We start from the raw sequence: 21,863 nt of genomic DNA, 5'->3' as shown, positions 1-21,863 counted from the left end.
TTCAGACCTGCTGAAAGTTAAAAAACCCGCGCCACTGCGCGGGTTTTTTTATGCTCGTTGCACCGGCGAAGTTAATGAAAAGGAAGATGACCATGAGCCAGCAAGTTATTATTTTCGATACCACTCTGCGTGACGGCGAACAGGCATTACAGGCCAGCCTGAGTGTTAAAGAAAAACTGCAGATCGCCCTGGCGCTGGAACGTATGGGCGTGGACGTAATGGAAGTCGGCTTCCCGGTCTCTTCGCCGGGTGATTTTGAATCGGTGCAGACCATCGCGCGCACCATTAAAAACAGCCGCGTTTGCGGGCTGGCGCGCTGTGTTGAAAAGGATATTGATGCAGCCTATGAATCACTGCGCGTGGCAGAAGCCTTCCGCATTCATACCTTTATCGCCACCTCACCGATGCACATCGCTACCAAGCTGCGCAGCACGCTGCCGGAAGTGATCGAGCGCGCGGTCCATATGGTCAAACGGGCGCGTAACTATACCGATGACGTCGAATTCTCCTGCGAAGACGGCGGCCGTACTCCGATTGACGACCTGTGCCGCATGGTGGAAGCCGCCATTGATGCCGGGGCGAAAACCATCAATATTCCCGATACCGTTGGCTACACGCTGCCCGGTGAATACGCCAACATCATCAGTCAGCTGATCAACCGCGTTCCGAACATTGATAAAGCCATTCTCTCTGTCCACACCCACGATGACCTCGGCATGGCCACCGGTAACGCCATCGCTGCCGTGCTGGCGGGTGCGCGTCAGGTAGAAGGCACGCTGAACGGTCTGGGTGAACGCGCCGGGAACTGTGCACTGGAAGAGGTGATCATGGCGATCAAAACCCGCCAGCAGATCATGAACGTGCACACCAATATCCATCATCAGGAAATTTACCGCACCAGCCAGATTGTCAGCCAGATTTGCAACATGCCCATTCCGGCCAACAAGGCGGTGGTGGGCTCCAACGCGTTTGCACACTCTTCAGGTATCCATCAGGACGGCGTGCTGAAAAACCGCGAAAACTACGAAATCCTGACGCCAGAGTCGATTGGCCTGCACAAAATCCAGCTGAATCTCACCTCACGTTCCGGCCGTGCCGCTGTAAAACACCGCATGGAAGAGATGGGCTACAAAGAGGCGGATTACAACCTGGATGCGCTGTATGACGCGTTCCTGAAGCTGGCCGACAAAAAAGGTCAGGTGTTTGATTACGATCTGGAAGCGCTGGCCTTCATTAATAAGCAGAACGAAGAGCCGGAATATTTCCAGCTGAACGAATTCAATGTGCAGACCGGCTCCAGCGTCACAGCAACCGCGTCAGTGCAGTTAGGCTGTGGCGATGAGGTCAAAGCCGATGCGGCCACCGGTAATGGTCCGGTTGATGCCGTGTATCAGGCCATCAACCGCATCACCGGACTGGAAGCCGAGCTGGTGAATTACAAACTCACGGCCAAGGGTCACGGTGAGAACGCGCTGGGACAGGTGGACATTGTGGTCAATTACAACGGCCGTAAATTCCACGGCGTGGGCCTGGCAACCGATATTGTCGAATCCTCTGCCAAAGCGATGGTCAATGCCCTGAACAACATCTGGCGTGCTAAGCAGGTAGAAAAAGAATTGCAGCGTAAATTCAAAGATCAGAAGGAAATGGTGTAACTATGACTCAGTCTTATCATATTGCGGTAATGCCAGGCGATGGAATCGGTCCGGAAGTGATGGCGCAGGCCATGAAAGTCCTTGACGCCATCCGTCACCGTTTCGACATGCGGATTACCACCAGCGAATATGATGTGGGCGGTATCGCCATCGATCGTCACGGTGAACCGCTGCCACCGGCCACCATCACCGGTGCGGAACAGGCCGATGCCATTTTGTTCGGCTCTGTGGGTGGCCCGAAATGGGAGCATCTGCCGCCCGCCAGCCAGCCAGAGCGCGGTGCGCTGCTGCCGCTGCGTAAACATTTCCGTCTGTTCAGCAACCTGCGCCCCGCGGCGCTGTACAAAGGCCTGGAAGCGTTCTGCCCGCTGCGCAGCGATATTGCCGCGCGCGGCTTCGATATCCTGTGCGTCCGCGAACTGACCGGCGGCATCTATTTCGGCCAGCCCAAAGGCCGGGAAGGCAGCGGTCCGCACGAGCGCGCCTTTGACACGGAGGTTTACCACCGCTTTGAAATCGAGCGCATTGCCCGTAATGCGTTTGAAGCCGCGCGCAAGCGCCGCAATAAAGTCACCTCTATTGATAAAGCCAACGTGCTGGCCACCTCCGTAATGTGGCGTGAGATTGTTAACGAGGTGGCAACGGCGTATCCGGATGTACAGCTGAATCATATGTACATTGATAACGCCACCATGCAGCTGATTAAAGATCCGTCACAGTTCGATGTCCTGCTGTGCTCTAACCTGTTTGGCGACATCCTGTCCGATGAGTGCGCGATGATTACCGGCTCAATGGGCATGCTGCCTTCGGCCAGCCTTAACGAAGAGGGCTTCGGCCTGTTTGAACCTGCGGGCGGCTCCGCGCCGGACATCGCCGGCCAGAATATTGCCAACCCGATTGCGCAGATCCTGTCACTGGCCATGCTGCTGCGTTTCAGCCTTAACGCCGATGCCGCTGCGGATAGCATTGAGCGCGCGGTCAGCCGCGCACTGGAAGCGGGGCACCGCACCCGCGATCTGGCCGGTAACTGCCCGGCCGTGAGCACAGACGAAATGGGCAGCATCATTGCCGGTTTCATCGCTGAGGAAAAATAATAAAATGAAAAGCTTATACCAGAAGTTATTTGATGCACATGTCGTTCACGAAGCGCCAGATGAAACGCCGTTACTCTATATCGATCGTCATCTGATTCATGAAGTGACGTCGCCGCAGGCGTTTGACGGACTGCGCGCGCACGGACGTAAAGTGCGTCAGCCGTCGAAGACGTTTGCCACCATGGACCACAACGTATCGACCCAGACCAAAGACATCAACGCATCCGGCGAAATGGCCCGTATTCAGATGCAGGAGCTGATGAAGAACTGCGCCGAATTTGGCATTCAGCTGTACGATCTGAACCACCCGTTCCAGGGCATTGTTCATGTGATCGGCCCTGAGCAGGGCATGACGCTGCCGGGTATGACGATTGTATGTGGCGATTCGCACACGGCGACCCACGGGGCATTCGGTTCCCTCGCGTTTGGCATCGGCACGTCTGAAGTGGAACACGTGTTTGCCACGCAGACCCTGAAACAGGGCCGCGCCAAAACCATGAAGATTGAGGTGCTGGGTGAAGCCGCACCGGGCATCACCGCCAAAGATATCGTGCTGGCTATTATCGGTAAGACCGGCAGCGCGGGCGGCACAGGCCACGTGGTCGAGTTCTGCGGCCCGGCGATCCAGGCGCTGAGCATGGAAGGCCGTATGACGCTGTGCAATATGGCGATTGAAATGGGGGCAAAAGCGGGTCTGGTTGCGCCGGATGACACCACTTTCGCCTACCTGAAAGACAAGCAGTTCGCACCGAAGGGCGAACAGTGGGAGCAGGCAGTCGCCTACTGGCGCACGCTGAAGTCTGACAGCGATGCCATTTTTGATAGCGTCGTCACCCTGAACGCAGCGGACATCGCGCCACAGGTTACCTGGGGCACCAATCCGGGCCAGGTGATGGCGGTTGACCAGGCGATTCCCGATCCGCAGACCTTTGCCGATCCGGTGGAACGCGCCTCCGCAGAGAAAGCGCTGGCCTATATGGCGCTGCAGCCGGGCATTAAACTGACCGATGTGGCAATTGATAAAGTGTTTATCGGCTCCTGCACCAACTCGCGTATCGAAGATTTACGCGCGGCGGCAGCTATCGCCAAAGGGCGGAAAGTCGCACCGGGCGTAGTGGCGATGGTGGTGCCGGGTTCCGGTCCGGTGAAAGCGCAGGCGGAAGCGGAAGGCCTGGATAAAATTTTCCTCGACGCTGGTTTTGAATGGCGTTTACCGGGCTGCTCAATGTGCCTGGCGATGAACAACGACCGCCTGAATCCGGGCGAGCGCTGTGCTTCAACCAGTAACCGTAACTTTGAAGGCCGTCAGGGCCGCGGCGGACGCACCCATCTGGTGAGCCCGGCGATGGCGGCCGCTGCGGCTGTCACCGGCCGTTTTGCCGACATTCGCGAATTAACTCAGGGAGCTTAAGCCATGGCGAAAAAATTTACCCAACACACCGGGATCGTCGCCCCGCTGGATGCCGCGAACGTCGATACCGATGCCATCATTCCCAAGCAGTTTTTGCAGAAAGTGACGCGCACCGGTTTTGGTGCCCACCTGTTTCACGACTGGCGCTTTGACGACGATGCCGGCACGCAGCCGACGGCCAGCTTTGTACTGAACAAACCGGAATTCCAGGGCACCAGCATTCTGCTGGCCCGGGAAAACTTTGGCTGCGGCTCGTCGCGTGAGCACGCGCCATGGGCACTCACTGACTTTGGTTTTCATGTAGTGATTGCACCGAGCTTTGCTGACATCTTCTATGGCAACAGCTTCAACAACCAGCTGCTGCCGGTGAAGCTGAGCGAAGAGGAGGTGGATGAAATGTTCCGCCTGGTGAACGATCAGCCCGGCATTCGCTTTACCGTGGATCTCGAAGCGCAGACGGTGACCGCCGGCGATAAAGTTTACCGCTTTGAGATCGATGCGTTCCGTCGTCACTGCATGATTAACGGCCTGGACAGCATTGGCCTGACGCTGCAGCACGAAGCGGCAATTGCCCGCTACGAAGCCAGCCAGCCGGCATTTTTACGCTGAGGCTTTCCGGGCGCACCGCCGGTGCGTCCGGTGGTTCGCATTACGTGGCCGCCTGCCTGCCTGGCGGCCTGTATCTGCCCTTCTGCCCTTATCGCACGTCCCGCACCCGTGATGCCAGCCCCAGCGCCACCAGTGACATCGCCAGCGCCAGCCAGTACACCGATTCATGGCCAAAGCGCTCGCTCAGCACACCCTGAATCAGCCCGGCCACGATCAGCCCGGTAGAGATGGAAGTGGTAAACAGCGTGGTGGCTGCACCTGCGCGCCCCGGCATCAGGTCCTGGAACCATAGCATGCCGATTCCGGCAATAATGCCGATAAAGGCGGCATTAAACAGCTGCAGTACCATCAGCGCGGTGCGTGAATGAAACAGCACCAGCCCGAGGTAAAACAGTACGCCCGCCACCAGCGCCAGCAGCATCGGCAGACGTTTGCCATAGCGCTTTGCATAGTGTCCGGCCAGCAGCATGATGGGGATCTCCAGGCCAGCAGCCGTGCCCATTAACAGCCCGGCCAGCTTTTCCGGCAGGCCCAGCGTTGTACTGATATACAGCGGCATATCAATGATATACATGGTGTTGCACGCCCACATCACCACCGAGGCGATAAACAGCAACCGTACCTGACCGTCTTTCCACGGGCTGATGCGCAGCAGTTCCTGCTCCGGCGTGACAAGGACGCGCGGCACGGAAGGCAGCGAACGCCAGATCAACAACATACTCAGCAGGAAGATAGCCGCCGCCACGCAGAACAGCGTGACGAAACCATAGTTGAGCGCCAGCGCAAAGGATAACGGCGGCCCAATCACCCACGCCAGCGACAGCTGGGCGCGCATGACCGAGCTGAACATCACCACCTCGCGCGCCGACTGGTCAGCATATTCCCGTGCCAGCGCAAAGATCTGCGGCATCGCCACGCTGGAGAGCGCTGACAGCAGCACGCCCAGGCTGACCAGTGTCAGATAGTGGCGATTAAAAGCAAACAGCAGCGCATTCAGCACCGCCATCAGGCAGCAGAACAGAATCAGGTTACGGCGGTCGCCCTGCGTGTCCGATCGTTTCGCCACCAGCAGGCTGATAATGATGCCCGCCACGGCGTTGACGGTGAAAAACAGCCCCACCCAGAACGGCCGCACCTGCACTTCGCGCGTCAGAAACAGACTCAGCGTCGGCGCCTGCAGCGCGCCGGCGACGCCCACCATGAACGACACGGCCATAAAGGAGAGATAAACCGGATTGAGGCGGCGCGGCCGCGTTAACAGCGATTTCATGCAGAAATCCCTTTGAGGAAGAAAAGCAGAACCCAAAAAAAGAGCGTAGACGATTTCACAGCCGATCAAAAAAAGCCAGCAGAGATCCCCTGCTGGCGGTGAAATTGCACCCTACTCAGAAACGATTCCGCCTGGGCAGAATCCCGGGATGAGCGCCATTCATGTATGAATGCCTCCCGCTCTTTCCGTTGCAGGCAGTATGCCTTTAATATGAGGCAGTAAAAACTGAGCGATGTCGCAAAGGAGTTCCCCTTTTATGTCTTCTGCCCGTCTGCAGCAGCAATTTATCCGCCTGTGGCAACACTGTCAGGGGGAGGATCAGGCGATCACGCTGCAGGAGCTGGCCGCGCGGCTGCACTGCTCGCGTCGCCATATGCGCAACCTGCTCGCTGCCATGCAGCAGGCGGGCTGGCTGCAGTGGCAGGCGGAGGCCGGACGCGGCAAACGTTCGCAGCTGCGTTTCTGCTGCACCGGACTGGCACTGCAGCAGCAGCGCGCCGACGAACTGCTGGAGCAGGATCGGATTGACCAGCTGGTTCAGCTGGTCGGCGATAAGCATCAGGTGCGGCAGATGATTGCCGCCCATCTGGGACGCAGCTTCCGGCAGGGCAAACATATTCTGCGCGTGCTTTACTACCGTCCGCTGCCCAGCCTGCTGCCGGGTTCGCCGCTGCGCCGCTCGGAAACCCATCTGGCACGGCAGATTTTCAGCGGCCTGACGCGGGTAAATGAGGAAAACGGGGAAATTGAACCGGATATCGCGCACCACTGGCAGCAAACGTCTCCGCTGCACTGGCGCTTCTTTCTGCGCCCGGCCATTCGCTTTCATCACGGCCGCGAACTGGCGATGGAGGATGTTATCGCCTCGCTGGAACGGGTGCGCAGCCAGCCGCTGTTTTCCCATCTGGTCCGCCTGCACGCGCCGGCTCCGTGGACGCTGGATATTCATCTCAGCCAGCCGGATCGCTGGCTGCCATGGCTGCTGGGCAGCGTCAGTGCGATGATTCTGCCGCGCGAGTGGCCCGCGCTGCCCAACTTTGCAGCGCAGCCGGTTGGCACCGGCCCCTACAGCGTGGTGCGTAATCAGCAGACGCAGCTGAAGATTGCCGCTTTTGACGACTACTTTGGCTACCGCGCGCTGATTGATGACGTCTCCATCTGGGTGTTACCGGAGATCAGCGATGAGCTGGTCTATGCCGGTGTAAAGCTGGAAGGGGAAAGCGCAGATGAAAAGTCAGAGGAGAGCCGGCTGGAAGAAGGCTGTTACTTTCTGCTGTACGATCAGCGATCCGCACGCGGACGCGATGCCGACTTCCGCCGCTGGGTCAGCTATCTGCTGAATCCGGTGGCGCTGCTGAATCATGCCGGCGTGGGCTATCAGCGCTACTGGTTTCCGGCTTATGGCCTGCTGCCGCGCTGGCATCACCGGCGCGATCTCGATCCCGTCAGCAAACCGCAGGGGCTGACGCAGCTGACGCTCAGCTGGTACAGCCAGCACGTTGAACACGAAGGCATTGCCAGTGCGCTGCGCCCGCTGCTGGCGCAGCAGGGTGTCACGCTGATAACGCGTGAAGTCAGCTATGAAGAGTGGTATGCCGGCGCGGGCGACAGCGATATCTGGCTGGGCAGCGTCAATTTCACCCTGCCGCTGGAGTATGCACTGTTTGCGCAGCTGTATGAGCTGCCGCTGATGCAGCACTGTGTTCCGCTCGACTGGTCAGCCGATGCCGCACGCTGGCGCGACAATGCGTTGCCGCTGGCGGAGTGGAGCCGCCAGCTGGTCAGCCACAACTACCTGCATCCGCTGTTCCATCACTGGCTGCTGCTGGAAGGGCAGCGCAGCATGCGTGGCGTGCGCCTCAATACGCTGGGCTGGTTTGATTTCAAGTCCGCCTGGTTCGCCCCGCCGGATCTGTGAGGCTTTCGCGCTGTCACAGAAGTGACTACACTAAGCCGTTCTCAACGGGGTGCCGGATAACTGGCTGAGAGAGACCCGTCGAACCTGATCCGGTTTGTACCGGCGTAGGGATTTGAGAGGCCTGCTGCTCAGATCCTTTGCGACTCAACGTTATCTTCTCCTCAAGGAGCGCAAAGTGTTAAACAAAGTTCTGCCCGTGCTGCTGCTGGTATGCGCACCGGCGCTTGCTGCCAAACCTGTCCTCACCGTTTATACCTACGATTCCTTCGCCGCTGAATGGGGCCCCGGCCCGGCGGTAAAAAAAGCCTTTGAAGCGCAGTGCGGTTGCGAACTGAAATACGTGGCGCTGGAAGATGGCGTTTCCCTGCTTAACCGGGTTCGTATGGAAGGCAAAAACAGCAAGGCCGACATTGTGCTGGGCCTGGATAACAATCTGGTCCAGGCGGCGGAACAAACCGGCCTGTTCGCTCCCAGCCAGGTAGATACCCGCACTCTGCAGCTGCCGGATGGCTGGCACAACAGCACGTTCATTCCGTTCGATTACGGCTATTTCGCCTTCGTTTACGACAAAACCAAACTGAAAAATCCGCCCAAAAGCCTGCGGGAGCTGGCAGAAAGCCCGGAAAAATGGCGCGTGATCTATGAAGATCCCCGTACCAGCACGCCGGGGCTGGGCTTGCTGCTGTGGATGCAGAAAGTGTTTGGCGAACATGCGGATCAGGCCTGGCAAAAGCTGGCGGCCAAAACCGTAACGGTCACCAAAGGCTGGAGTGAAGCCTACGGCCTGTTTCTGAAAGGCGAAGGCGATCTGGTGCTGAGCTACACCACATCACCCGCCTACCATCTGATCGAAGAGAAGAAAGATCAGTATGCAGCCGCGCCGTTCAGCGAAGGACATTATCTGCAGGTGGAGGTGGCCGCCCGACTGGCCGGCAGCCAGCAGCCGCAGCTGGCTCAGCAGTTTATGCAGTTTATGGTGTCCCCGGCCTTCCAGCAGACGATACCCACCGGCAACTGGATGTATCCGGTGATCAAAACCGCGCTGCCCGCCGGTTACGCCACGCTGCCGGTGCCGGCTGACGCGCTGCAGTTTACCCCTGCCGAGGTCGCTGAACACCGCGCCGCCTGGATTCGTACATGGCAACAGGCCGTCAGCCGTTAATGCCCGGCTGGCTGATTCCGGGGGCGTTCAGCGCGCTGCTGCTGTGTGCGGTGGCGCTGCTGGCATTTGGCGCGCTGCTTGCCGCCGCACCCGCCACCGACTGGCAGGCGCTGCTGAGCGACAGCTATCTGCATCATGTACTGGCCTTTTCATTTGAACAGGCCCTGCTCTCTGCGCTGTGCTCGGTCGTGCCTGCCATACCGCTGGCCCGGGCGCTCTATCGCCGCCGTTTTCCTGGCCGCGCCCTGCTGCTGCGCCTGTGCGCCATGACGCTGGTGCTGCCGGTGCTGGTGGCGGTATTTGGCCTGCTGAGCGTTTACGGGCGTACTGGCTGGCTGGCGCAGCTCTGTGCCGCGCTCGGCCTCTCTTATCATTTCTCTCCCTATGGTCTGCAGGGCATTCTGCTGGCGCACGTTTTCTTTAATCTGCCGCTGGCCACCCGCATGCTGTTGCAGGCGCTGGAGAGCATTCCCGCTGAGCAGCGGCAGCTGGCAGCCCAGCTGGGCATGCGCGGCTGGTGGCTGTTTCACTGGCTGGAGTGGCCGTGGCTGCGCCGCCAGATCCTGCCCACCGCCGCGCTGATTTTTATGCTGTGCTTTGCCAGTTTTGCCACTGTGCTGGCGCTGGGCGGCGGCCCGCAGGCCACCACGCTGGAACTCGCCATCTATCAGGCACTGAATTTTGATTACGATCCTGGCCGCGCCGCGCTGCTGGCCCTGCTGCAGCTCGGCTGCTGTCTGCTGCTGGTGCTGCTGAGCCAGCGCTTCAGTCAGGCTATCGCGCCGGGCAGTCAGACGCTGCGCGGCTGGCGCGATCCGCAGGACAGCAGGCTGGCGCGCGTGGCCGATGCACTGCTGATTGGCCTGGCGCTGCTGCTACTGCTGCCTCCGCTGGCGGCGGTGGTGGTGGATGGGTTACACGGCGGCGTAGCGGGCGCGCTGCAACAGCCCGCACTCTGGCAGGCTACCTTTACCTCGCTGCGCATTGCGCTGGGGGCGGGCGTGCTGTGCGCGGTACTCACCCTGATGTTGCTGTGGAGCAGCCGCGAGCTGCGCCAGCGTCAGCGCCTGCTGAGCGCGCAGGCAATGGAGATGAGCGGCATGCTGATCCTCGCCATGCCGGGTATCGTGCTGGCCAGCGGCTTCTTTCTGCTGTTCAATGCCACAACAGGCCTGCCGCAGCGCGCCGATGCGCTGGTGATCTTCACCAATGCGCTGATCGCCATTCCCTATGCAATGAAAGTGCTGGAAAACCCGATGCGCGACCTGAGCGTACGCTACGGTCCGCTGTGCGCCTCACTGGGCATCAGCGGCTGGCATCGCCTGCGACTGATCGAGCTGCAGGCGCTGCAGCGCCCGCTGGCGCAGGCGCTGGCCTTTGCCTGCGTGCTGTCGATTGGCGATTTTGGCGTGGTGGCGCTGTTTGGCAGCGTCGATTTCCGCACCTTACCGTTTTACCTGTTTCAGCAGATTGGCGCTTATCGTGGGGCAGACGGTGCCGTTACCGCCCTGCTATTGCTGCTGTTATGCCTGCTGCTTTTTACCCTGATGGAAAAATTACCGGGTCGCCATGCTGACACTGAATAACCTGACTTACCTGTACCAGCATCTGCCGATGCGCTTCAGCTTTCACGCCGAAGCCGGTGAACGCCTGGCGATTCTCGGCCCGAGCGGCGCAGGCAAAAGCACCCTGCTGAGCCTGCTCGGCGGCTTTCTGCCGGTCAGCCAGGGCGAACTGCATATCAACGGCGTGGATCATACCCACAGCGTGCCCTCCGCACGACCGGTCTCAATGCTGTTTCAGGAGAACAATCTGTTTCCGCACCTTACCGTGCAGCAAAACATGGGGCTGGGGCTGCATCCCGGTTTAAAACTGACGCGCGATCAGCAGCAGCAACTGCTGCACGTTGCGCATCAGACCGGCCTGCAGGAGATGCTGTCGCGCCTGCCAGGCCAGCTCTCCGGCGGCCAGCGTCAGCGCGTGGCGCTGGCGCGCTGCCTGCTGCGCAATCAGCCGGTGCTGCTGCTGGATGAACCCTTCTCCGCGCTCGATCCGGCCCTGCGCGGCGAAATGCTGCAGCGGGTGCGCGAAGTGTGTGAGGCGCGACAGATTACCCTGCTGATGGTGTCGCACAGCCTGGAGGATGCGCAGCAGATCGCCGCGCGCAGCCTGGTGATCGTTGACGGACGGGTCTGGTGGGATGGCCCGACCGCCGCGCTGCTGCGCGGTGAAAACGCGGCGGCGGCGATTCTGGGCGTCAAAGCGCGTTAGGCGAAAAACACCTTCCACAGCAGTTGCAGAAAGACGGGCATCATCGGATGGAACAGCAGCGCGATAAACGCCGCGATGCCGGTCAGCGCCATCAGTGGCGCCAGCCAGCGCAGACGGGATAGCGGCAAATAGCCGCTGGCCCAGTCGCGGGTTTTGCCGCTGCGCCACCAGCGCCACAGCAGCCAGCCCCCCAGCCACAGCAACAGCACCACCAGCAGCAGCAGCCACTTAAAGCTGTCGCCCTGCGCCTGCGGTACATCGATCGCCACGCCCGCCAGAATGCCCGGCATCAGGTACGCCGGCGGCCACAGGACACAGCCGATAATATTGGGCGGCAGGAATTTGCGCACCGGCAGCTCCAGCATGCCGGCGGCCAGCGGGATCAGCGGACGTGTCGGCCCGACAAACCGTCCGACAAGAATGGTAAACATGCTGTGCTGATGCAGCGCGTGCTCGGTTTTATCCAGCAGCCCCTGATACTTTTTCAGGTATTTCCAGCGGTGCAGCGGCCCCTGGAATTTCCAGCCAATGCCATAGGAAACCCAGTCGCCGATCAGGCAACCCGCCAGCCCGGCCGCCCAGGCCGGATACAGTCCGATCTGACCGCTGCCGACCAGCGCGCCGAGGCTGGCCATTAATACCGTGCCCGGCAACAGCAAACCCACAAACGCCAGCGATTCTAAAAAAGTGACCAGCGCCACGGCGATCAGCGCGTACTCCAGCGATTGCGTAAACAGGTGTTGAATCCAGGCTTCCATAAATATCCTCTGCGGAATATGAAGGCTGGATTGTCCTGAGCCTGCGCCACAGCGTCAAGGCAAGATTTACCGCTGGCTGCGCCGGTCAGCTGATACTGGATAAACATCCATGTTATACTGACAGCAATTCACTATCCGGAGTTGACGTGACCGACGCGCGCGCAGGATTTCTGCTCACCCGCCACTGGCGGGATACCCCCACCGGCAGCGAAGTGGTGCTCTGGCTGGCGACCGATAACGGCCCGCAGCGGCTGGTGTTGCCCGCTCAGGAGTCGGTGGCTTTTATTCCCGAGGTGTTTCGGGCGCAGACCGAAGCGCTGCTTGCCGGTGAGCGCCAGGTGCGCCTGCAGTCACTGACGCTGAAAGATTTCCGCCGCCGCCCGGTGTTTGGTCTTTATTGCCGCAGCCACCGCCAGCTGCAGCAGCTGGAAAAACGCCTGCGTGAAAACGGCATTGCCCTTTACGAAGCGGACATCCGTCCGCCGGAGCGCTTTCTGATGGAGCGCTTCATTACCGCGCCGGTCTGGTTCAGCGGCGAGGCGCGCGGCGACAGCCTGGTGAATGCGCGCCTGAAACCCCATCCGGACTATCGTCCGCAGCTGAAGTGGGTGTCGCTGGACATCGAGACCACCGAGCGCGGCGAACTGTACTGTATTGGTCTGGAAGGCTGCGGTCAGCGGCAGGTCTATATGCTGGGCCCGCCGGTCGGTGACGCCAGCGCGCTGGATTTTGAGCTGATTTATGTCGACAGCCGCCCGCAGCTGATGGAACAGCTTAATGCCTGGTTTGCACGCCACGATCCGGATGTGCTGATTGGCTGGAATGTGGTGCAGTTTGACCTGCGCGTATTACAGAAACACGCCGATCGCTACGGCATTCCGCTGCGCCTGGGCCGCCAGCAGCAGCCACTGGAGTGGCGCGAACACGGCTTTAAGCCGGGGGTATTTTTTGCGCAGGCCGCTGGCCGGCTGGTGATCGACGGTATCGAGGCGCTGAAATCAGCCTTCTGGGATTTTCCCTCCTTTAGCCTGGAGGCCGTGTCGCGCCAGCTGCTGGGTGAAGGCAAAGCCATTGATAACCCGTGGCAGCGCATGGAAGAGATCAACTGGCGCTTCGCCAACGACAAGCCGGCGCTGGCCACCTATAACCTGCGGGATTGCGAGCTGGTAACGCGCATTTTTCAGCACACGGCTATCATGCCGTTTTTACTGGAGCGCGCCACCGTGAACGGGCTGGCGGTCGATCGCCACGGCGGTTCGGTCGCGGCCTTCAGCCATCTCTATATTCCGCGCATGCACCGCGCCGGCTTCGTCGCCCCTAACCCCAGCGAGGTCGCGCCGGAAGCCAGCCCGGGCGGCTACGTCATGGATTCACGTCCCGGCCTGTATGATTCGGTACTGGTGCTGGATTACAAAAGCCTTTATCCCTCGATTATCCGCACCTTCCTGATTGACCCCGTCGGGCTGGTGGAAGGGCTGGCGCATCCGGATGACACCGATTCGGTGCCTGGCTTCCGCCATGCGCGCTTTTCACGCCATACGCACTGTTTGCCAGCAATTGTTGAACAGATCTGGCAGGGGCGCGAAGCCGCGAAACGCGACGGCAATAAACCGCTGTCGCAGGCCTTAAAAATCATTATGAATGCGCTCTATGGCGTGCTGGGCACCAGCGCCTGCCGCTTCTTTGATCCGCGCCTTGCCTCCTCCATTACGCTGCGCGGTCACGCCATCATGCAGCAGACGCGCGAACTGATTGAAGCCGAAGGCTTTGATGTGATTTACGGCGATACCGATTCTACCTTTGTCTGGCTGAAGCAGGCGCACAGTGAAGCCGACGCCGCGGCCATTGGTCAGCGTCTGGCGCAGCACGTCAATCAATGGTGGCAGCAGCATCTGCAGCAAACCTATGGCCTGAGCAGCGCGCTGGAGCTGGAGTATGAAACCCACTTCAGCCGTTTTCTGATGCCCACGATTCGTGGCGCCGAACAGGGCAGCAAAAAGCGCTACGCCGGGCTGATCCGCAGCCACGGTGGCGAACAGCTGGTATTTAAAGGACTGGAATCGGTACGCACGGACTGGACGCCGCTGGCGCAGCAGTTTCAGCAGGCATTGTATGGCCGCATCTTTCGCGGCGAGCCGTGGCAGGACTATATCCGCGACACGGTGGCTAAACTGCTGGCTGGCGAGCTGGACGATCAGCTGGTCTATAAAAAGCGCCTGCGCCGGCCGCTGAAAGATTATGAACGCAATGTGCCGCCGCACGTGCGCGCGGCGCGACTGGCCGACGAGCACAATCGCAAACTGCAGCGGCCGCTGCAGTATCAGAATGGCGGTTCTATCCGCTATGTCATGGCGACCGCCGGGCCGGAGCCGCTGGAGGCACGCAGCACGCCGCTGGATTACGATCACTACGTCAGCCGGCAGCTGCAGCCCGTCGCCGAGGGCATTCTGCCGTTTGTCGGCGACGACTTTGCTACACTGATCACCGGGCAGCTGGGGCTTTTTTGACAGGTGACGAATGCCCTGCCATCCAGTACCATAGCGCCCTTCCTGATTCTCACCGCACGCACAACCTGACCAGACACCCCGTTTGGCGGTTGGGTATTGCCTGAGAGCAGGCGAACTTCTTTTTGTCATTTTGAGAATCGAGCAAAAAATATATGGTATTTACACTGGGTCAACGCTGGATTAGCGATACGGAAAGTGAGCTGGGACTGGGTACGGTCGTGGCGCTGGACACGCGCATGGTCACTTTGATGTTTCCTGCCACCGGCGAAAACCGCCTCTATGCCCGGCATGATTCTCCTGTCACCCGCGTGATTTTTAATCCGGGTGATACCGTGACCAGCCATGAAGGCTGGCAGATGCAGGTCGATGAAGTCCGCAACGAAAATGATTTAGTGACTTATATCGGCACGCGTCTTGATACCGAAGAAAACAACGTTGTCCTGCGTGAAGTGATGCTTGATAGCAAACTGGTATTCAGCAAGCCGCAGGACCGTCTGTTTGCCGGTCAGCTGGATCGCATGGACCGCTTTGCCCTGCGCTTCCGCGCGCGTAAATACCAGAGTGAGCAGTATCGCCTGCCCGTCAGCGGCCTGCGCGGTATGCGCACCAACCTGATCCCGCACCAGCTGCACATCGCACATGACGTTGGCCGCCGTCACGCACCGCGCGTGCTGCTGGCCGATGAAGTCGGCCTGGGAAAAACCATCGAAGCCGGCATGATCATTCAGCAGCAGCTGCTGGCCGGTCGCGCCGAGCGCGTGCTGATTGTGGTGCCGGAAACGCTGCAGCATCAGTGGCTGGTGGAGATGCTGCGCCGCTTCAATCTGCGTTTTGCCCTGTTTGATGACGACCGCTACACCGAAGCGCAACACGACAGCGACAACCCGTTTGACACCGAGCAGCTGATTATCTGTTCACTGGATTTTGTGCGCCGCAACAAACAGCGTCTGGAGCTGCTGACCGATGCCGACTGGGATTTGCTGGTGGTGGACGAAGCGCACCATCTGGCGTGGAGCGAAGCCGCCCCCAGCCGCGAATATCAGGTGATTGAACAGCTGGCGGAAAACACGCCGGGCGTGCTGCTGCTGACCGCGACCCCGGAACAGCTGGGTATGGAAAGCCACTTTGCCCGTCTGCGCCTGCTCGATCCGAACCGTTTCCACGACTTCAGCCAGTTTGTGGCTGAACAGCAGCACTACCGCCCGGTGGCCGATGCGGTCAGCGCGCTGCTGGCCGATCACGCCATCAGTCAGGATGAGATGAACCTGATTAACGATCTGGTGGGCGAGCAGGATATTGAACCGCTGCTGCAGGTGGCAAACAGCGATCGCGACGGGAAAACCGAAGCGCGCAAAGAGCTGATTTCGATGCTGATGGATCGCCACGGCACCAGCCGCGTGCTGTTCCGCAACACGCGTAATGGCGTGAAGGGCTTCCCGAAACGCGAACTGCACCAGATTCGCCTGCCGCTGCCGGCACAATATCAGACGGCGATCAAAGTCTCCGGCATCATGGGCGCGCGCAAGAGCGCAGAAGAGCGCGCGCGCGACATGCTCTATCCGGAGCAGATTTATCAGGAGTTTGAAGGCGACAGCGGCACCTGGTGGAACTTCGATCCGCGCGTCGAGTGGCTGATGGGTTACCTCACCAGCCACCGCAAAGAGAAAGTGCTGGTGATCTGCGCCAAAGCGGCGACCGCGCTGCAGCTGGAGCAGGTGCTGCGCGAGCGTGAAGGTATCCGCGCCGCCGTGTTCCACGAAGGATTATCCATTATTGAGCGTGACCGCGCCGCGGCATTCTTTGCCTCTCAGGAAGAGGGCGCGCAGGTGCTGCTGTGCTCAGAAATCGGCTCCGAAGGCCGCAATTTCCAGTTCGCCAGCCGCCTGGTGATGTTTGATTTGCCGTTTAATCCGGATCTGCTGGAGCAGCGTATTGGCCGTCTCGATCGTATCGGCCAGCTGCATGACATTGAGATTCTGGTGCCGTGGCTGGAAAAAACCGCCCAGGCGGTGCTGCTGCGCTGGTATCACGAAGGGCTGGATGCGTTTGAACACACCTGCCCGACCGGCCGCACCATTTACGATAAAGAGTACGCTCAGCTGATTGAGTATCTGGCCGCGCCGGATAATCCGGAGGGTCTGGATGCCTTTATCGCCGAAAGCCGTAAACAGCATGACGCGCTGAAAGCGCAGCTGGAACAGGGACGCGACCGCCTGCTGGAGCTGAACTCCAACGGGGGGGAAGCGGCGCAGGCGCTGGCAGATGCCATTGCCGCGCAGGATAATGACACCGAGCTGGTGAACTTTGCGCTCAATCTGTTTGATATCGTTGGCATTAATCAGGAAGACCGCAGCGATAATCTGATTGTGCTGACGCCGTCCGACCATATGCTGGTGCCGGATTTCCCGGGGCTGCCGGAAGAGGGCTGCACCGTGACCTTTAACCGCAACCAGGCGCTGTCGCGCGAAGACACCCAGTTCATTACCTGGGAGCATCCGCTGATTCGCAACGGCCTTGACCTGATTCTCTCCGGCGACACCGGCAGCTGCGCCCTGTCGCTGCTAAAGAACAAAGCGTTGCCGGTCGGTACGCTGCTGGTCGAGATGGTGTACGTGGTGGAAGCCCAGGCACCGAAGAGCCTGCAGCTGACCCGCTTCCTGCCGCCGACGCCGGTGCGCCTGCTGATGGATCGCGCCGGTAATAATCTGGCCGGCAAAGTGGAGTTTGAAAGCTTCAACCGTCAGCTGAACGCCGTTAATCGCCACACCGGCAGCAAACTGGTGAACGCGGTACAGCAGGATGTCCATGCGATTCTGACCCAGGCGGAAACCGCGATTGTGCCGGAAGCGCAGGCGCTGATCGCAGCGGCGAAGGCCGAAGCCGACGAGAAGCTGAGTGCAGAACTGTCGCGTCTGGAAGCGCTGAAAGCGGTCAACCCCAACATCCGTGACGACGAAGTCGAGGCGCTGGAGAGCAACCGCGAGCAGGTGCTGGCTGCCCTGAGCGACGCGGGCTGGCGTCTGGATGCGCTGCGTCTGATCGTGGTCACCCACCAGTAATCGCGGAGTCAGAGAACGCATGCTAATGGAACCCTACACGCCGCCGACCGATCCGTGGCTGCACATTCTGTATCAGGATGCGCACATCATGGTGGTCAACAAGCCAAGCGGATTACTTTCGGTGCCAGGCCGGCTGGAGGAGCACAAGGACAGCGTAATGACGCGCATCCAGCGTGACTTCCCGCAGGCCGAGTCGGTGCACCGGCTGGATATGGCCACCAGCGGCGTGATTGTGGTGGCGCTGAACAAGGCGGCTGAGCGCGAGCTCAAGCGCCAGTTCCGCGAGCGGGAACCCGCCAAGCAGTACGTGGCGCGCGTGTGGGGCCATCCGGCAGCGGAAAAAGGCCTGATCGACCTGCCGCTGGTCTGCGACTGGCCAAACCGGCCAAAGCAGATGGTCAGCCAGGAACACGGTAAACCGGCACAGACCGAGTATCAGGTGCTGGCGTATGATGCCGATAACAGTGCACGCGTGCTGCTGCGGCCCATTACCGGCCGTTCGCATCAGCTGCGCGTGCACCTGCTGGCGCTGGGCCATCCGATCCTGGGCGATCGCTTTTACGCCCATGACGCGGCGCTGGCAATGGCCCCCCGCCTGCAGCTGCACGCTGAAGTGCTGACCATTACGCATCCGGCCTTTGGCAACAGTATGACCTTCCGGCAGCCTGCCGATTTCTGAGCATAAAAAAGGGTCGTCACGGCTGACGACCCTCCTTCTCTGACCGGTGCTTACTTAAAGCCCTTTTCCCGACGAATCAGATCGTAGGCGGCCTGAATCTCCTGCGCTTTCTGCTTCGCCATCTCCATCATTTCGGGCGGCAGCCCTTTGGCCACCAGCTTGTCCGGATGGTGTTCGCTCATCAGCTTGCGGTAGGCGCGCTTAATGGTGGTACTGTCATCACTGCTTTTCACGCCCAGCACGCTGCAGGCATCGTCCAGCGTGGGCCCGCGCTTCGCCTGCTGATACGCACCGCCGCCATAGGATGAACCGCCGCCGCCAAACTGCTGGCCGCCTTCCATCATGCGCAGGAACTGATCAAACTGCGCGCGTGAAATCCCCAGCTCTTCGGCAATCACATACAGCACCTGACGCTCATTCGGGTGCAGGGTGCCGTCGGCAAAGGCTGCCTGAATCTGAATTTCCAGAAACATCCGAATCAGATCAAAACGGCCAAAACAGGCGCTGCGCAGCTCACGCAGTTTATTGCGTAGCGGATAATCGCTCTGTTTCCCCTCGCGGAAAGCCCGCTGGGCAGCGGTACGCGCCTCACCGTGCAGCTGCATGCGCTCCATAAATAAGGAGGCGATCTGGATATCGGCTTCGGTAACGCGCCCTTTTGATTTGGTGAGGTGCCCCATCACCTGAAAGGTGGTGCTGAAGAACAGCGTCTGCCGCGCCTGGTTGTTGGCGAAGTAGCCCTGCCCCTTTACGCTGCGCACTTTGTCAAACAGATGACCAATGATCAGACCCAGTACAATGCCCCAAAAGCCGGCACCGGAAATCAAGCCGAGAGCCAGACCAATTACTTTTCCCCAGTAGCGCATAAACTCCTCAATTCGCCATGCTTGCGGCTGAAAATTGCATTATCATACCTGTCATTTATCTCCGCGCCTAACGGCAACGCAGACAGAAAAGGATTAACGCTGGCGCAACGCCGGGCGGTACGTTAGTCTCTGTCCGGATTGTCGGCATGATGCCAGTTTTCATGGAATTATCGAAACCGCGTATGAAAAAACGTATACCTACCCTGCTGGCTACCATGATTGGTGCAGCGCTCTATAGTCAGCACACGCTGGCCGACGATCTGATGTCGCAGTGTATGCTGGGCGTACCGAGCTACAATCGCCCGCTGGTGAGCGGCGACACCAACTCCCTGCCCGTGACCATCCATTCAGACGCCGTAAAAGGAAACTACCCGAACGACGCGGTGTTCACCGGCAATGTAGACGTGCAACAGGGTAACAGCCGCCTGGTGGCCGACGAGATGCAGCTGCATCAGCGCCAGCAGGAGGGACAAACCACGCCAGTCCGCACCGTGGACGCGCTGGGTAATGTGCACTATGACGATAATCAGGTCATCCTCAAAGGTCCGAAAGCCTGGTCCAATCTGAATACCAAAGACACTAACGTCTGGAACGGTAACTACCAGATGGTTGGCCGTCAGGGTCGCGGCGACGCCGATCAGATGAAACTGCGTGGCAACAACCGCTACACCATTCTGGAAAACGGCAGCTTCACCTCCTGCCTGCCGGGTTCCAACAGCTGGAGCGTGGTGGGGTCGGAAGTGATCCAGGATCGTCAGGAAGAAGTGGCGGAAATCTGGAATGCGCGCTTTAAACTCGGCAACGTGCCGGTGTTTTACAGCCCCTATCTGCAGTTGCCCATCGGCGACCGCCGCCGCTCCGGTTTCCTGATTCCGAACGCCAAATATGGCAGCAATAACGGCTTTGAATTCATCCTGCCGTATTACTGGAACATTGCACCGCAGGCCGATGCCACTATTACGCCGCACTACATGAGCAAGCGCGGTCTGCAGCTGCAGAACGAATTCCGTTATCTGACCGAATTTGGTGCAGGCCTGATGGAACTGGATTATCTGCCTTCAGATAACCAGTACAACAAAGATAAAGCCGCGCGTCCGCTGGTGCAGAATGACAGTAACGACGATCGCTGGCTATTCTTCTGGCGTCATGCCGGCGTGTATGACCAGCACTGGCGCTTCAACGCCGACTACACCAAAGTCAGCGATCCTTATTACTTTAACGATCTGGACTCGAAGTACTACAGCTCCACGGACGGCTACGCCACGCAGAAATTCAGCATCGGCTATGCCGATACCAACTGGGATGCGACGCTGTCGAGCAAAGATTTCCAGGTGTTCGGCAATACCAGCAGCCAGAACGTTTACCGCGCAATGCCGCAGCTGGATGTGAATCTTTACCAGAATGACATCGGGCCCTTCGACGGCCACATCTATGCGCAGGCCGTGAAGTTTACCAACGTCAGCAATCGCATGCCGGAAGCGACGCGTCTGCATATCGAACCGACGCTCAATCTGCCGCTGTCCAATGGCTGGGCCAGTCTGGATACCGAAGCCAAACTGCTGGCGACGCATTATCAGCAGGACAATGTTGATAAATACAATGCTTCTGTCGACACCACGCAGACTAACCAGCTGAAAGAGTCAGTCAACCGTACGCTGCCGCAGTTCAAGGTGGATGGTCGTCTGGTGTTTGACCGCAACATGGACTGGGCGCAGGGCTACACCCAGACGCTGGAACCGCGCGTACAGTATCTCTACATTCCGTACCGCAACCAGAGCAACATCTATCCGTACGACTCTACGCTGCTGCAGACCGATTACACCGGCTTGTTCCGCGATCGCACCTACAGCGGTCTGGATCGCATCGCCTCGTCCAACGAAGTGGCCAGCGGCGTCACCACGCGAATTTATGATAACGATCTGGTTGAACGTTTTAACGTTTCTGTGGGTCAAATCTACTCGTTTACCCCGTCTCGTACCGGTGTAAACCAGACGAATAAAGAAGACGATACCGGCAGCCTGGTCTGGGCGGGCGATACCTACTGGAAAGTCAGCGATCGCTGGGGCGTGCGTGGCGGCCTGCAATATGACACCCGCCTCGATAACGTGTCTCAGGGTAACGCCGTGGTGGAGTATCGCCGCGATGCCGACCGCATGGTACAGCTGAGTTACCGCTACAGCAGCCCGGAGTACGTGGCGCAGGCGCTGAACAATGCGAGCCTGGTGACCAACCCGATCTACAAGAACGGGATTTCGCAGGTTGGCGCAACGGCCAGCTGGCCGATTGCGGATGCCTGGTCACTGGTGGGCGGATACTACTATGACACGCGCAACAGCCGTCCGGCTGAGCAGCTGGTCGGTCTGCAGTACAGCTCCTGCTGTTACGCCATTCGTCTGGGTTACGAACGCAAGATCAACGGTTGGGAAAACAACGACAGTAAGTATGACAACCAAATCTCATTCAACATTGAGCTGCGTGGTCTGAGCTCCAACTATGGCTTAGGCACCAATGAAATGCTGCGTCAGGGTATCATCCCTTACCAGCGCGCTTTCTGATGTTGTGATGTTTGACAGGCTATCCCGCAGTGCGGAAACAACAATGGAT

At 59.4% G+C, this 21,863-nt stretch carries 15 protein-coding genes and 1 riboswitch; of the genes, 12 read left to right on the top strand and 3 right to left on the bottom strand.

Features of this window, described 5'->3' with window-relative positions:
* Positions 1-92: 92 nt before the first annotated feature.
* The 4 genes from leuA to leuD are packed head-to-tail and all read left to right on the top strand — an operon-like array spanning position 93 to position 4,769.
* Positions 93-1,655, top strand: a complete 1,563-nt coding sequence (gene leuA, locus D8B20_RS03220) for a 2-isopropylmalate synthase (RefSeq protein ID WP_145887059.1) — start codon at positions 93-95, stop codon at positions 1,653-1,655.
* A gap of 2 nt (positions 1,656-1,657) precedes the next feature.
* Positions 1,658-2,749: a 3-isopropylmalate dehydrogenase gene (leuB, locus tag D8B20_RS03215; protein ID WP_145887057.1), complete on the top strand. Its 1,092-nt coding sequence runs from the start codon at positions 1,658-1,660 to the stop codon at positions 2,747-2,749.
* Between the two features lie 4 nt (positions 2,750-2,753).
* The gene (gene leuC / locus D8B20_RS03210; protein WP_145887055.1) at positions 2,754-4,160 is read left to right on the top strand and encodes a 3-isopropylmalate dehydratase large subunit; all 1,407 of its coding nucleotides are present in this window, start codon (positions 2,754-2,756) and stop codon (positions 4,158-4,160) included.
* 3 nt (positions 4,161-4,163) lie between these two features.
* On the top strand, positions 4,164-4,769 hold the full coding sequence (gene leuD / locus D8B20_RS03205) for a 3-isopropylmalate dehydratase small subunit (protein WP_145887053.1): 606 nt from the start codon (positions 4,164-4,166) through the stop codon (positions 4,767-4,769).
* A gap of 88 nt (positions 4,770-4,857) precedes the next feature.
* Here the strand turns inward: leuD and D8B20_RS03200 are convergent, their stop codons facing one another.
* Entirely contained in the window at positions 4,858-6,039 is a 1,182-nt protein-coding gene (locus D8B20_RS03200; protein WP_145887051.1) for an MFS transporter, read from the bottom strand.
* Between the two features lie 256 nt (positions 6,040-6,295).
* On the opposite strand from D8B20_RS03200, the gene sgrR reads away from it, so the two are divergent.
* The 4 genes from sgrR to thiQ all read left to right on the top strand — a co-directional run bounded on the left by sgrR (position 6,296) and on the right by thiQ (position 11,390).
* The gene (gene sgrR / locus D8B20_RS03195; protein WP_145887050.1) at positions 6,296-7,957 is read left to right on the top strand and encodes an HTH-type transcriptional regulator SgrR; all 1,662 of its coding nucleotides are present in this window, start codon (positions 6,296-6,298) and stop codon (positions 7,955-7,957) included.
* Positions 7,958-7,992: 35 nt separating this feature from the next.
* A riboswitch (TPP riboswitch) is annotated at positions 7,993-8,086 on the top strand.
* A 46-nt stretch (positions 8,087-8,132) separates the two neighbouring features.
* The gene (thiB, locus tag D8B20_RS03190; protein ID WP_145887048.1) at positions 8,133-9,119 is read left to right on the top strand and encodes a thiamine ABC transporter substrate binding subunit; all 987 of its coding nucleotides are present in this window, start codon (positions 8,133-8,135) and stop codon (positions 9,117-9,119) included.
* The gene (gene thiP / locus D8B20_RS03185; protein WP_145887046.1) at positions 9,095-10,705 is read left to right on the top strand and encodes a thiamine/thiamine pyrophosphate ABC transporter permease ThiP; all 1,611 of its coding nucleotides are present in this window, start codon (positions 9,095-9,097) and stop codon (positions 10,703-10,705) included. Before thiB ends, thiP begins: the two co-directional genes overlap by 25 nt.
* Entirely contained in the window at positions 10,689-11,390 is a 702-nt protein-coding gene (gene thiQ, locus D8B20_RS03180) for a thiamine ABC transporter ATP-binding protein ThiQ (protein ID WP_145887044.1), read from the top strand. Before thiP ends, thiQ begins: the two co-directional genes overlap by 17 nt.
* Here thiQ and D8B20_RS03175 read toward each other — a convergent pair.
* The gene (locus tag D8B20_RS03175; RefSeq protein WP_145887042.1) at positions 11,387-12,148 is read right to left on the bottom strand and encodes a DedA family protein; all 762 of its coding nucleotides are present in this window, start codon (positions 12,146-12,148) and stop codon (positions 11,387-11,389) included. The genes thiQ and D8B20_RS03175 overlap by 4 nt on opposite strands.
* A gap of 146 nt (positions 12,149-12,294) precedes the next feature.
* Here D8B20_RS03175 and polB point away from each other — a divergent pair, with 146 nt between their 5' ends.
* From polB to rluA, 3 genes are all read left to right on the top strand, one after another.
* Positions 12,295-14,655, top strand: coding sequence for a DNA polymerase II (gene polB, locus D8B20_RS03170; protein ID WP_145887040.1), 2,361 nt, complete (start codon positions 12,295-12,297; stop codon positions 14,653-14,655).
* A gap of 152 nt (positions 14,656-14,807) precedes the next feature.
* A complete protein-coding gene (gene rapA, locus D8B20_RS03165; RefSeq protein ID WP_145887038.1) occupies positions 14,808-17,714 on the top strand; it encodes an RNA polymerase-associated protein RapA in 2,907 nt (968 codons plus the stop codon).
* Between the two features lie 19 nt (positions 17,715-17,733).
* Positions 17,734-18,393 carry a bifunctional tRNA pseudouridine(32) synthase/23S rRNA pseudouridine(746) synthase RluA gene (gene rluA, locus D8B20_RS03160; protein ID WP_145887036.1) on the top strand — a complete coding sequence of 220 codons (660 nt, stop codon included), beginning with the start codon at positions 17,734-17,736 and terminating at the stop codon, positions 18,391-18,393.
* A gap of 50 nt (positions 18,394-18,443) precedes the next feature.
* Here the strand turns inward: rluA and djlA are convergent, their stop codons facing one another.
* A complete protein-coding gene (gene djlA, locus D8B20_RS03155; protein ID WP_145887034.1) occupies positions 18,444-19,259 on the bottom strand; it encodes a co-chaperone DjlA in 816 nt (271 codons plus the stop codon).
* Positions 19,260-19,441: 182 nt separating this feature from the next.
* On the opposite strand from djlA, the gene lptD reads away from it, so the two are divergent.
* Positions 19,442-21,814: an LPS assembly protein LptD gene (lptD, locus tag D8B20_RS03150; protein ID WP_261388060.1), complete on the top strand. Its 2,373-nt coding sequence runs from the start codon at positions 19,442-19,444 to the stop codon at positions 21,812-21,814.
* Positions 21,815-21,863: the final 49 nt, after the last annotated feature.

It is taken from the genome of Candidatus Pantoea soli (assembly GCF_007833795.1).
Lineage (GTDB): Bacteria > Pseudomonadota > Gammaproteobacteria > Enterobacterales > Enterobacteriaceae > Pantoea > Pantoea soli.
Note: the sequence above shows the minus strand (reverse complement) of the source record. Positions and strands in the feature narration are given on the sequence as shown.

What these genes read in the sequence shown, in the direction of transcription:
- leuA (WP_145887059.1), top strand. Translation starts at nt 93, where the DNA reads ATGAGCCAGCAAGTTATTATTTTCGATACCACTCTGCGTGACGGCGAA.
- leuB (WP_145887057.1), top strand. Translation starts at nt 1,658, where the DNA reads ATGACTCAGTCTTATCATATTGCGGTAATGCCAGGCGATGGAATCGGT.
- leuC (WP_145887055.1), top strand. Translation starts at nt 2,754, where the DNA reads ATGAAAAGCTTATACCAGAAGTTATTTGATGCACATGTCGTTCACGAA.
- leuD (WP_145887053.1), top strand. Translation starts at nt 4,164, where the DNA reads ATGGCGAAAAAATTTACCCAACACACCGGGATCGTCGCCCCGCTGGAT.
- D8B20_RS03200 (WP_145887051.1), bottom strand. Translation starts at nt 6,039, where the DNA reads ATGAAATCGCTGTTAACGCGGCCGCGCCGCCTCAATCCGGTTTATCTC.
- sgrR (WP_145887050.1), top strand. Translation starts at nt 6,296, where the DNA reads ATGTCTTCTGCCCGTCTGCAGCAGCAATTTATCCGCCTGTGGCAACAC.
- thiP (WP_145887046.1), top strand. Translation starts at nt 9,095, where the DNA reads ATGGCAACAGGCCGTCAGCCGTTAATGCCCGGCTGGCTGATTCCGGGG.
- thiQ (WP_145887044.1), top strand. Translation starts at nt 10,689, where the DNA reads ATGCTGACACTGAATAACCTGACTTACCTGTACCAGCATCTGCCGATG.
- D8B20_RS03175 (WP_145887042.1), bottom strand. Translation starts at nt 12,148, where the DNA reads ATGGAAGCCTGGATTCAACACCTGTTTACGCAATCGCTGGAGTACGCG.
- rapA (WP_145887038.1), top strand. Translation starts at nt 14,808, where the DNA reads ATGGTATTTACACTGGGTCAACGCTGGATTAGCGATACGGAAAGTGAG.
- rluA (WP_145887036.1), top strand. Translation starts at nt 17,734, where the DNA reads ATGCTAATGGAACCCTACACGCCGCCGACCGATCCGTGGCTGCACATT.
- djlA (WP_145887034.1), bottom strand. Translation starts at nt 19,259, where the DNA reads ATGCGCTACTGGGGAAAAGTAATTGGTCTGGCTCTCGGCTTGATTTCC.
- lptD (WP_261388060.1), top strand. Translation starts at nt 19,442, where the DNA reads ATGAAAAAACGTATACCTACCCTGCTGGCTACCATGATTGGTGCAGCG.